The organism is Methylococcales bacterium, from assembly GCA_030949405.1.
Classification (GTDB): Bacteria; Pseudomonadota; Gammaproteobacteria; order Methylococcales; family Methylomonadaceae; genus WTBX01.
Genome location: JAUZSN010000002.1, coordinates 627,751 through 639,473 on the forward strand (window position 1 = coordinate 627,751; position 11,723 = coordinate 639,473).

Annotated in this window: 13 protein-coding genes and 1 pseudogene; 7 read left to right on the forward strand and 7 right to left on the reverse strand. The window is 39.2% G+C overall.

Going from position 1 to position 11,723, the window contains the following annotated elements:
• Positions 1 to 193: 193 nt before the first annotated feature.
• Entirely contained in the window at positions 194 to 613 is a 420-nt protein-coding gene (locus Q9M50_03330) for a hypothetical protein (protein ID MDQ7089661.1), read from the reverse strand.
• 14 nt (positions 614 to 627) lie between these two features.
• Positions 628 to 846, reverse strand: a complete 219-nt coding sequence (locus Q9M50_03335) for a hypothetical protein (GenBank protein ID MDQ7089662.1) — start codon at positions 844 to 846, stop codon at positions 628 to 630.
• 359 nt (positions 847 to 1,205) lie between these two features.
• On the opposite strand from Q9M50_03335, the gene Q9M50_03340 reads away from it, so the two are divergent.
• The 4 genes and pseudogenes from Q9M50_03340 to Q9M50_03355 all read left to right on the forward strand — a co-directional run bounded on the left by Q9M50_03340 (position 1,206) and on the right by Q9M50_03355 (position 2,745).
• Positions 1,206 to 1,649, forward strand: coding sequence for a hypothetical protein (locus tag Q9M50_03340; protein MDQ7089663.1), 444 nt, complete (start codon positions 1,206 to 1,208; stop codon positions 1,647 to 1,649).
• A gap of 118 nt (positions 1,650 to 1,767) precedes the next feature.
• Positions 1,768 to 1,998, forward strand: coding sequence for a hypothetical protein (locus tag Q9M50_03345; GenBank protein MDQ7089664.1), 231 nt, complete (start codon positions 1,768 to 1,770; stop codon positions 1,996 to 1,998).
• A gap of 47 nt (positions 1,999 to 2,045) precedes the next feature.
• Positions 2,046 to 2,180 carry a hypothetical protein gene (locus tag Q9M50_03350; protein ID MDQ7089665.1) on the forward strand — a complete coding sequence of 45 codons (135 nt, stop codon included), beginning with the start codon at positions 2,046 to 2,048 and terminating at the stop codon, positions 2,178 to 2,180.
• Positions 2,181 to 2,370: 190 nt separating this feature from the next.
• A pseudogene (locus Q9M50_03355) lies at positions 2,371 to 2,745 on the forward strand (transposase).
• 27 nt (positions 2,746 to 2,772) lie between these two features.
• On the opposite strand, the gene Q9M50_03360 reads toward Q9M50_03355, so the two are convergent.
• From Q9M50_03360 to Q9M50_03380, 5 genes are all read right to left on the reverse strand, one after another.
• Complete coding sequence (locus Q9M50_03360; GenBank protein ID MDQ7089666.1) at positions 2,773 to 3,048, reverse strand: hypothetical protein; 276 nt, start codon at positions 3,046 to 3,048, stop codon at positions 2,773 to 2,775.
• Positions 3,049 to 3,367: 319 nt separating this feature from the next.
• The gene (locus Q9M50_03365; protein ID MDQ7089667.1) at positions 3,368 to 5,080 is read right to left on the reverse strand and encodes a bifunctional sulfate adenylyltransferase/adenylylsulfate kinase; all 1,713 of its coding nucleotides are present in this window, start codon (positions 5,078 to 5,080) and stop codon (positions 3,368 to 3,370) included.
• 19 nt (positions 5,081 to 5,099) lie between these two features.
• Positions 5,100 to 6,866: an SLC13 family permease gene (locus Q9M50_03370; protein MDQ7089668.1), complete on the reverse strand. Its 1,767-nt coding sequence runs from the start codon at positions 6,864 to 6,866 to the stop codon at positions 5,100 to 5,102.
• A complete protein-coding gene (locus Q9M50_03375; GenBank protein ID MDQ7089669.1) occupies positions 6,866 to 7,249 on the reverse strand; it encodes a Uma2 family endonuclease in 384 nt (127 codons plus the stop codon). Before Q9M50_03375 ends, Q9M50_03370 begins: the two co-directional genes overlap by 1 nt.
• Before the next feature lie 25 nt (positions 7,250 to 7,274).
• A complete protein-coding gene (locus Q9M50_03380; GenBank protein MDQ7089670.1) occupies positions 7,275 to 8,159 on the reverse strand; it encodes an RnfABCDGE type electron transport complex subunit B in 885 nt (294 codons plus the stop codon).
• Between the two features lie 209 nt (positions 8,160 to 8,368).
• On the opposite strand from Q9M50_03380, the gene Q9M50_03385 reads away from it, so the two are divergent.
• The 3 genes from Q9M50_03385 (at position 8,369) to Q9M50_03395 (ending at position 11,716) form a co-directional block, all read left to right on the forward strand.
• The gene (locus Q9M50_03385; GenBank protein ID MDQ7089671.1) at positions 8,369 to 8,605 is read left to right on the forward strand and encodes an OadG family transporter subunit; all 237 of its coding nucleotides are present in this window, start codon (positions 8,369 to 8,371) and stop codon (positions 8,603 to 8,605) included.
• Between the two features lie 103 nt (positions 8,606 to 8,708).
• The gene (oadA, locus tag Q9M50_03390; protein ID MDQ7089672.1) at positions 8,709 to 10,484 is read left to right on the forward strand and encodes a sodium-extruding oxaloacetate decarboxylase subunit alpha; all 1,776 of its coding nucleotides are present in this window, start codon (positions 8,709 to 8,711) and stop codon (positions 10,482 to 10,484) included.
• 104 nt (positions 10,485 to 10,588) lie between these two features.
• Positions 10,589 to 11,716, forward strand: coding sequence for a sodium ion-translocating decarboxylase subunit beta (locus tag Q9M50_03395; GenBank protein ID MDQ7089673.1), 1,128 nt, complete (start codon positions 10,589 to 10,591; stop codon positions 11,714 to 11,716).
• The last annotated feature ends 7 nt before the right edge of the window (positions 11,717 to 11,723 follow it).

Consider the following 11,723-nt stretch of genomic DNA (forward strand, 5'->3'; position numbering starts at 1 on the left):
CTTTGCCAAACATCCCGTATTCCGCAAGCTACATACGGGCTACAGTAAATAATAATCTGAGAGTTACAAAAACCATTTTATTAATCGCAGTGTCTCCCAAGCTGGATCTTGGGAACTAGAAAATAATTTCTTTTGAGGAATTGAACGATAACTATCAATCACCCCGTCTAAAGTTGGTAGGCTACACAACCAATTAAGTGACTTTTAAAAACGTTTGGTTTGACGATTGAATTAAATCACCACAGCGTTCAAGGACAAAATACCCTTGTTCCAATAATTCATCTTTAGTCTCTTGATTAAAATAAAATGACGCCATTGCACCATATAATTTATAGTCCTTATAAATAGGGAATAATTTTTTAAAATTATGAATTTTTCGTTCTAATTTTTTAACATCTTGCAAATGCGCTTTGTATTTCACCTCAATAATGGCAATAGATTCACCGTTAGTTAAAAATATATCATATTCTTCGTGAATTTTTCCACGGTGCTTTTCCATATTTTTAGTGACATCATCAAACTGTAATTGTCCTAGGTAATTATTAACAATCAAACTGTTATAAAAAAAATCTTCTGCAATATCCCCTTGATTCGCTCCAATTCCCCCGAGCATTTTAGCAACTTTATCTAATTTTCTGTCAGTTTCTTTAAGTTGTTTATCAGTTTTTTTTGTTGTTTATCGGTTTCTTTTTGAGAAGACGAAAGCGCTTTAATTAAAACATCGGTTTCTTTTCGAAAAATAGATAATTCTCTAATCTGAGTTCCAGTTTCTTTAATTTGAAGAGCGGTTTCTTTTTGAGAAATAGCCAAACTTGCTACCAATTCTTTCAGTTCATTATCTGTCATGATATTTTCCTTGCTTGATTTTAGAATTATTGTAACAAAAAATATCCCCTTGGTTTCGACTGACTCCACCAATCATTTTAGCAATTTTATCAAGCTTTCGATCCGTTTCTTTTAATTGCGTATCAGTTTTTGTTGTGCGATGGCTAAACTGGCAACCAGTTGTTTGAGTTCATTATCGGTCATCTTTTTCCTTTTATTATAAAAAACCAGTAACTACTCAGGTAGTTGTAGCCCGTATGTAGCTTGCGGAATACGGGGAAGGATACGTTTATTCGTATCTACTTTAAATCTCAGGGTAAAGATAAAATTTCTAAAATAGATTTGACAACATATCATAAAAGAACGAACAGTTACATACTTTGAATATCCACGACCTACAGGCTGAAACTAACGCCATTTATCAAGCAATCGCTCAAATGGAAAGTAGCGAAGCGCAGGATATTGTCAAAAAAATATTCAATCTTATTGAACGCTTAGCCAGTGATAAATTGTCTTTAGAAACTGAATTACAGCAACTTCGTGACGAGGTTAATCGCTTGAAAGGTGAGCAGGGAAAGCCTGATATCAAACCCAATAAAAATAATAAGGGTGATGATATTTCATCCGAAGACGAACGTAAAAAAGCACAAGTTGACGCGCAAAAAGAAACTAATAACGACACTGAAAATACGGACTCGGATAAGAAAAAACGCCGCCGTAAACCCAAGATCCCACGAGTTAAAATCGACCAAACGCTAAAATGCCTACTCGACAAAACTGGCTTGCCTAGCGACTTAGTATCTAAAGGCTTTTTCGTAGCTTAATTCCCATGCTTAAGTCTCAGGAAAAAAGCGAGCTTTATCGCAGCGGTATTCTCAACAGTGATACGGTCATATTGATGATACCAGTGCGCGAGTCAACGGTGATAACCACTATTGTCAGGTGGTCTGCAATGACTTGTTTACCGCTTATTTCACCACCAAACACAAAAACCGTTTATCGGTTCTGGACGTGCTGACCGATTATGCGCCACGCCATTATATCTACAATCAACAAGCTCAATCCTTGCTTGACGAGTTCAAGTTAGCTGATAAAGCGCGGGTAAAAGTTGATGCTCAAATACCTGTTAATACAGTGATGAATCAAGAAGACAAGCGCGTGCGCGAGACATAAGCTTCCAGACTCGAAATGAGAAAGGCACGAAAATCAAAGACAGTTTTATGAGTCTTGCTGAAACGGCTAAAAAACTAGCCGTGAGTTTTTATGATTATGTTTATGACCGAGTTAGTGGTGAATTCAAAATGCCGTCTATGGCGAATCTTATCGCTCAAAAAGCGCAAAGTTTGCAGGTCTGATATTTGTTTTACCCTGAAATTTAAAGTAGATACAAAATAATCATTTAGAAGCTAGTGTAAATAAACAGACATCGCGTTCTATCAAATGATTACAAAAAGCGATTAATAATGAAATTGATCGGGTTAAAAAACACATTGCGGACATTGTTAAAAAAATGAATGTCTCAGTCAGCAAGTCAAATTATTAACAAGCATTAACGGTATTAGTGAGCGTACTGCATGGAGTATTTTAGCGTATATTGGTGATATTAATTTCTTTTCAAGTTCAAAACAAATTGCCAGTTATGCGGGATTAACGCCTAAGATCATACAGTCAGGTACAAGCATTGATAAATCATCCTTATCTAAGCTTGGGCATAAACGATTGCGTAAATCACTTTATATGCCAGCACTTGTCGCTATTCGATACAACCCAATGCTGAAGCTTGTTTATGAGCGTTTAGTTAATAATGGTAAGCCTAAAAAAGTAGCGATAATCGCTGTCATGAGAAAATTATTAATTTTGTCCTATGGTGTCTTAAAGTCAGAAAAACCATTTGATATAAATTACCAAATTAAGAGCTAGGGTTTTAAAGAGTAAATCAAAATAAGCTTAATTTTTAATAAATAAAAGTAAAATAGAGTTGCTTTTTAAGACAGTATCTGACCCCATTAATACGTCGCGTAAAGGCATCGTTTTAACCGCTGAACTGGTTAAAACTTGGGTATGATTAATTAAACGTTGCGCTAATTTTTGCGGGTCATCGGAAGTATGATCTTTGCCATTCGGGGTTAAAACAAAATTCATTAATTGAGATAACTTATTAGGCTCAAGAATTTTATACATTAGCTGCCCTTGCAACGAAATTTCTTGAAAATCCGATGTCATTTCCCTAAAAATAAAAGGGGTATCAACACTGCCAACAGGAATACGTACTAAGGAGGTGGTCGGCGTAAAATAAAAGAAAGAAATCCTGCGCCTTCTCTAACCAATTGCCCATTACGGTATTGCAGCACATAATCTGTCGGCTGAAGTTTTATAAATCGAAATCCAAACATTTTTTGCCTCGGTTATATTTTGTTGATGACTGACGTTACGGAAAACTGCACGTTGGGTTGGTGATTTTTGTGAAAAAATCCAGTGGCTAGGTGGGAAGAATTTACCCCTAGCCGCCATTGTCATGAGAAGGTTAATTTTCGCTTATTTCTTAGGGTTGAATAATCCCAATTTCAATAATTTTTTCCCATATTTTAGTTACAGCCTCTTCGGTTGAATAAAGGGATGTATCAATGCATAACTCGGGGTTTTCAGGGGTTTCATAAGGATCATCTATTCCTGTAAATCCTTTTATTTTTCCTGCTCGTGCTTGGGCATAAAGGCCTTTACGATCACGCGATTCACAAATGTTTAAGGGAGTTGAAACATGAATTTCAATAAAAGAGCCGAGTTCCTCAATCATTTGTCGAACTTTTCGCCGTGTTCGTGCGTACGGCGCAATGGGTGCGCAAATAGCGACTCCTCCATTTTTTGTAATTTCACTGGCAACATAGCCTATGCGCAAAACATTTAAGTCTCGATGAGCCTTGGTAAAATTTAATTCGCTGGAGAGCATGTTACGAATCACGTCACCATCCAGTAAGGTGGCTTTTCGTCCGCCGTATTCTAAAAATTTAACTAAAATACCATTGGCTAAGGTTGATTTTCCAGAACCTGAAAGCCCTGTGAAAAAAAGGGTCACGCCTTGTTTAGAATACGGGGGTAAGGTGATATGCAGTTCATCAATAATGGAGGGGTAAGCAAACCAACTCGGAATGGTTCCGCCTTTTTGTAAAATTTTTCTGAGTTCTGCGCCTGATAAATACAGCCCCTCTTCCCCTTCTAATAATTGATGTTCTTCACAAAATTCCCCCCGATCAGGTGAATAAAGTAGAAATGGGGCGGGTAAAATTTTTATGTTTAATTCATTTTGATACTCTGCAACTAATTGTTGAGCGGCTTTAACATCGTAAAAGGTTCCTCCACGATTACTACGTCCAGGGCCTGCATGATCACGCCCAACAATAAAATGACTAAAGCCGTAGTTTTGACGAATAATCGCTTGCCATAAGGCTTCTTTAGGCCCGCCCATTCGCATGGCTAACGGTAATAAACGTAAGAGGGCTGAATTTTTAGGGTAATAGTCCAAAATTCGCTTATAACATCGAACTCGACTGTAATGATCAATGTCACCTGGTTTTGTCAGGCCAACCGCAGTATGAATGACGACATTGGCTTGGTGTTCTGCCATTAAGCGTTTCATCATAATGACATGGGCGCGATGGACAGGATTTCTGGTTTGAAAGGCAATGACGTTCGTCCACGCATTTTTTTCAAAATACGCTCGTAATTCGGCGGGCGATTGTCGATATTCTTGAAAATCATAATGAAAGGGCGGCGTTATCCCTGTTAAACGTCCACCTAAATAATACTCATTGGCTTCATTAAATAAATAGTGAACACCGGGGTGCGATTGATCTAGGGTGGTAAAAAAAGCGTCTGCTTCGTAGGTTTTATTGGCTTTCCAACAGTCCGTAACCTCCATAGTGGCAATTAATACCCCTTCTGGATCTCTTAAAGCAAGGGTCTTTTCGTTGCTAATAAGGGCTACAAAATCAGCGGTGACATCTAATGTAATCGGCATCGGCCATAGCGTGCCATCGTTTAGACGCATTGTACTTAAAACCGAATTATAATCCGCTTCGGTTAAAAATCCCTGCAACGGTGAAAACGCGCCATTAAGTAATAATTCAACATCGCAAAGCTGACGTTTTGTTAGCGTCCATGAGGGGCTATTTTTAGTCTTTTCTTTTTCAAGGGCAAGCTGTGTTTTATCATCAATATATAAATTAATTAATTGACCACCCTGTGCAGTTACTGTCATTTTATTGATCCTAATTAGTTTAAAAAGCCCATAGTTGGGGAATTAACCATAATGCGGTTATTGCGGTGATTAGGCTCAGTGGAAGACCTAATTTTATATAATCACTAAATTGATAACCGCCTGGCCCATAAACCATTAAATTAGTTTGATAGCCAATCGGGGTTAAAAAGCTTGCTGAGGCGGCGATCATCACTGCGACGGCAAAAGGCGTTTCGTTAACCGCTAACGTTTCTGCCCCACTCATTGCGATGGGAAACATAATAATGGCGGCGGCATTATTGGTAATCATTTCGGTTAAAATACTGGTGACAAGGTAAATCAGAATTAATAAAATCCAAGGATTATTATCCGCTAAGTGTAATGCCTGACTTGCAAGTAAACTTGCAAGGCCTACTTTTTGTACCGCTGCGCCGACACCAAAGGCACAGGCGATAACGATGAGTACGGAATAGTTAATGTCTTTTTGAGCATTTTCTAGGGTTAAACAGCCTGTTAATAACATTGCCCCTGTTGCTAATAGGGCGGATTGTAAGATGCTCATTAATCCTGTGACTGTTAACGTGAGCATTAAAAATAGGATGATAATGGCTCTTAAGGCGTGCGTATGACGAACATGCGCTGAATTTTCAAGCTTACTAATTAATAAAAAATCACGGTTATTGCGGTATTTAAATAAAAAGCCTTTTTCCGCTTCAATTAATAAGGTATCACCCGCTTGTAGGCAAATATTCCCCACTTTACCTTTGATACGTTGTCCGTTTCTGGAAACGGATAAAACGACCGCATTATAGCGGTGTCTAAAACGGGCTTCACGAATATTAATATTAACAATGGGAGATTCTGCTGAAACAACGGCTTCAAATAAACGTCGCTCATGTTGTTGCCCATCTAATTTAAACAGTTGTTTGGTGGCGACGGTTAAGCCTCGAATGCGACGTAATTCAACTACGGATTCAACCGCTCCTGCAAAAACAAGGTGATCGTCAACTTCGATCATAGTGTGAGGTGAAATAACGGGAAATAATTGTTCACCACGAATAATTTCAACTAAATAGAGACTGGATAAATTTCGTAAACCCGCGTCAGCAATACTTTGTCCTGCTAACTCACAGCCGTCTTCAACATACATTTCGAGTAGATATTCACGCGTATTTTGAAATTGTTCAATGGTACCTGGGTTATCAGGGAGTATTTTTTGTCCTACGGTTAATAAATAAAGTCCGCCAACCAGTGTAATAGGAATGCCTACGGCGGATAATTCAAATAAACTAAAGCCTGGAAAGCCTGATTGACGCATTAAGCCATCAATAACTAAATTCGTACTGGTTCCAATTAAGCTACAGGTGCCTCCTAAAATTGAGATATAACTTAAGGGGAGTAAAAAGCGTGATGCTTTAAAGCCTGAACGTTTACACCAAATTTGTACTGCTGTAATAAACATCGCAACCACAGGGCTATTATTAATTACGGCACTCATGGTTGCCGCAGGAATTAATAGCCGTATTAAAGCCATGGATTGACTGCGGGGTTTTCCTAATAATAAGCGACTTAACCACGCAACCGTGCCTGTTTCACGCAGGCCTGCAACGACGATATAAAGTACGGCAATGGTAAACATACCAGGATTAGAGAAGCCAACAAGCGCTTCACTCGGTAATAAAATACCTGAAACCAATAAAAAACTTAGGGCTGACACCAAGATGATGTCGGCTGAATAGCGGTTACTTGCAAGAAAAGCTAATGTAATAACTAATAGGGCCGAAACAATCGAAATATCAACATTCATTAAGTATTAAAAACATCATTTAAATCAATTTTTAAATTTGGAAACGTATGCGGTGTTACGTTATCATTCTCCGAAAACATGGCAAGCCATTCGTATTTTTTTGATTTGGTATTGAGAATAAATTGATGAAGGGCTTTTTCATAAGGGTAAACGAGCCAATACTCCAAAACGCCGCTTTCTTCATATAAGTCATATTTAAGCTGCATTTCTTTTTTAGAGTTTCCTTTAGATAAAATTTCAATGATCCAATCTGGCGCAGGTAACATTAACATAATCTTGCTTTTAATTAATTCAACCGCGTCATCAAGCTGCCCTGTTAAATAATCGGCATACGAATAACTTTTTGTTAAATCAAGTTGGGATAAGTGGGTAATTGGAGTCATTATTATTCTCGAATTTAAAGTATAACTAACCTAGAGGGAGCGATTCGGTCCGTAAAATTTTCTTAGATTCTTTTCCTGTACTGGAGCGTGTTGTCCCTAGCGGGCTATCTATCCAGACAATAGCGCCTGTTGGGCAACGTTCGATAGGGGTTCTATTGACTTCAAAATCAGCGTATTTTTCATAATTAATCACGGCAAGATTGTTTTTAATTTCAATTAAGCCTTCAGGGGCATCTTTCACACAGCGTTCACAAGCCGTACACGCAACATCGCATTCTTTTTCGGCAACATCACCTTCGGCAAGACTTTTACAGGCAACAAACAGTTGTTCACTGACGGGTTGCAGTGAAAATAAATCTTTAGGACACACGACAATACAATCGTTACAGGCGGTACATTTATCTTCAATAACAATCGGTAATCCATGTTCATCCATGAAAATGGCATTAAAATCACAGACTTCGGCACAATCCGCTAGCCCTAAACAGCCCCAGTTACAGCCTTTACCGCCCCCTGCAACCGCAGCCGCTGCCTGACAGGATTGCATCCCTTCATATTTTGCCCGTGTTCGAGCAACATGAGTTCCTCCCGCACAGGCTAGACGGGCGACTACCTTTTCATGATTGCCCATGTTCACACCAATAAAATCGGCAATTTCAGCATTTCCTTCGGGGCTATTAACGGTACAGGCCGCTGGATTTTTAACCCCTGAAACCACAGCTTCTGCAAAGGGACGGCAACCAGGTGTTCCACAGGCACCGCATTGTGCTTGTGGAAGCATGTCATCAACCGCTTCAATTCGAGGGTCTTCATAAACAAAAAGTTTTTTATTGGCAACCGCTAAAATAATCGCTAGCACAATGCCAAGAGCAATCATAAATAAAGCAGCTATACCGATATTAATTAACATAAATAACCTTGCTAATAGAGAGATAATTGGGTTTTAAAGGAGGCTAAATTTTGTAAAATTTAGGAGGTTACTGTACACCAAAAAATAGCTTTTAAGCTATTAAATAACATAGAATTCCTGACTAAAGCAAATGGACAATGTGGTATTATTAGCCATTGTATTATTACAATGGCATAATGTCTTGGTATTTGAAATGAGTTGGTTTTATTATGAATGAAATGATGTCAGTAGGGGTAGAAATAATGTTGGTAGGAATGGGAACGGTGTTTTTATTTCTAGCCATGTTAATTGTTACGGTCAATGGAATGTCAAAATTGATTGAACGTTTTGTCGTTGAAGAAACGACCGAAACAACCGAAACGACCGCAGTAAAAGGCGTTAACCCTCAAGTTGTTGCCGCAATTAGTACCGCCGTCCATCAATATAGAAAAAAACACAGCGTTTGATTGTAACCCATGACAAACGCTCTAAATATAAATTATAGAATGACTTCTTTACCTTACAAAGGTAAACCATCACAACCCTATAAAGGTTACAGGAGAAACAATAATGGTAAAGGCTAATCAACCTCTAGGTATTACCGAACTCGTTTTACGGGATGCCCATCAATCCATTCTTGCAACACGTCTACGCATTGAAGATATGTTGCCTATTTGTGAAAAATTAGACAATATAGGTTATTGGTCAATTGAGTCTTGGGGAGGGGCTACCTTTGATGCGTGTATCCGTTACTTAGGTGAAGACCCTTGGGAAAGATTACGTCTGCTTAAAAAAGCGATGCCGAATACGCCGCAGCAGATGTTATTTCGAGGACAGAATATTTTAGGCTATCGTCATTACGCGGATGATGTTGTCGATAAATTTGTAGAGCGTTGTGCCATTAATGGGGTGGATGTTTTTCGTATTTTTGATGCGATGAATGATATGCGAAATATTGAACGTGCGGTAAAAGCAGTTTTAAATACGGATGCTCATGCACAAGGAACAATTTCTTATACCACCAGTCCTTTTCATACCCTTCCTAAATGGGTCGAGCAAGGACGTAAAATTGAAGATTTAGGCGCGCATTCTATTTGTATCAAAGATATGGCGGGCTTATTAACCCCGTATGATGCGTATGAGTTAATCAGCGAGTTAAAAAACATCGTGGATATTCCTATTCACTTGCATTGTCATGCAACCACGGGATTAAGTGTAGGAACCTATATTAAAGCCATTGAAGCTGGGGTTGATAATGTCGATACGGCTATTTCATCTTTGAGTATGACTTATGGGCATAGCCCAACGGAAACGATTGTGGCTAGCTTTAAGGATCAAACGCGTGATACGGGACTGGATTTAATTAAACTCGAAGAAGTGGCCCATTATTTTAGAGGGGTTCGTAAAAAATATGCTCAATTTGAAGGCAGCTTAAAAGGGGTTGATGGGCGTATCTTAGTTTCGCAAGTTCCAGGGGGTATGTTGACCAACATGGAAAGCCAACTAAAAGAACAAGGAGCCTCTGATAAGTTTGATGAGGTTTTAAAAGAAATCCCTCGTGTCCGTCAAGATTTAGGCTATTTACCGTTAGTCACCCCGACATCTCAAATTGTGGGGACTCAAGCGGTCTTAAATGTTATTGCAGGGGAACGCTATAAAACAATTACTAAAGAAACCGCTGGCGTTTTAAAAGGCGAATATGGCGCAACGCCTGCTGCGGTTAATAAGGAGCTGCAACAGCGTGTTTTAGATGGCGCGACTGCAATTACTTGTCGCCCCGCCGATTTAATTGAGGCGGAAATGGATACTTTAATTAGTGACGTTGTTGATAGAGCCAAAAAAGAAGGGGTCACCTTATCTGAGCATGTTGAGGAAGATGCCCTTATTAAGGGGTTGTTTTCTCAAGTAGGTTGGAAGTTTATTGCCAATCGAGGGAATGCAAGTGCATTTGAACCCGCGCCTAATCCTCATGCGGTTATTGACGCTAAAATAGAAAATAAAGTATCTCCAACCGAAACTTATACGGTTAACGTGAATGGTCAAAACTTTAATGTGGCCGTGGGGGCTGGAAATACTGAATTGACTATTCAAGCGGCATCATCACCTGCAACAATAGCGGCCCCTGCATCAAGTAGTGACATCGCCATTCAATCGCCTATGGCGGGCAATATCCTTAAAATTAATGTGACGGTTGGAAGTCAGGTTAATGAAGGGGATATTGTCTTAATGATGGAAGCGATGAAAATGGAGACTGAGGTACGCTCAAAATTTTCTGGCACTGTGACGGCTATTAATATAAAAGAAGGGGATGCGGTAAGCGTTAATGAACGTTTAATTAACCTCTAAGACACGACACAATCGACCTTTTAAAGACACGTTAGGATGGTTATCATCTATGCTAGCGTGTTTTTTTTCGTTAAAAAAATAATTTAAACTTTAAGGGATATTTGATGGAAAATATCATTACACTTTGGCACAGTACGGGGTTATATAACTTTAGTGCTGCTCAAGCCTTCATGATGCTTATTGGCTTTTTATTACTCTTTCTGGCCATAAGAAAAGGCTTTGAACCTTTATTATTATTACCGATTGGTTTTGGTGCAATTTTAAGTAATATTCCGATTGCAGGCATTGCGGATGAAGGGGGAATCCTTCATTACCTTTATTTGGGTATCAAGACAGGCGTTTTTCCCTTATTGATCTTTATGGGGGTGGGCGCAATGACGGATTTTGGGCCGATGCTGGCCAATCCCAAAACTTTATTTTTAGGCGCGGCGGCACAATTTGGAATCTTTGCAACACTGTTAGGGGCTTTGGCTTTAAATGCGATTCCCGGTTTAGATTTCACCCTTAAAGATGCAGCAGCCATTGCTATTATTGGCGGAGCAGATGGGCCTACGGCTATTTATGTCGCCTCAAAACTTGCCCCCGATTTATTAGGGGCGATTGCGGTGGCTGCGTATTCTTACATGGCCTTAGTTCCTTTAATTCAACCACCGATTATGCGTGCATTAACCAGTGAGGATGAGCGTAAAATTGAAATGACGCAGTTAAGGCATGTCGGTCGATCTGAAAAAATTATTTTTCCTTTAATGCTATTAGCGTTATGTGCCTTATTACTCCCCTCATCGGCCCCTTTAGTCGGTATGTTTTGTCTGGGTAATTTAATGAATAGTTGTGGTGTCGTTGGGCGGTTAAGCAAAACGGCTCAAAATGAACTCATTAATATCGTGACGATTTTCTTAGGATTAGCGGTCGGGTCTAAATTAAGTGCAGAAGCCTTTTTAAAGGTAGAAACGTTAGGTATTTTAGCGTTAGGAGCAATTGCTTTTTGTATCGGTACGGCTTGCGGGGTCATGATGGCTAAAATTATGAATAAATTTAGTGACACCCCGATTAATCCTTTAATTGGGGCCGCTGGAGTTTCAGCCGTTCCTATGGCAGCACGCGTTGCGAATAAAATAGGACTTGAAAGTAATCCGCATAATTTTTTATTGATGCACGCTATGGGGCCTAATGTTGCAGGCGTGATTGGTTCAGCGGTTGCCGCTGGGGTTTTATTGAGTTTAGTTGGATAATATTTTT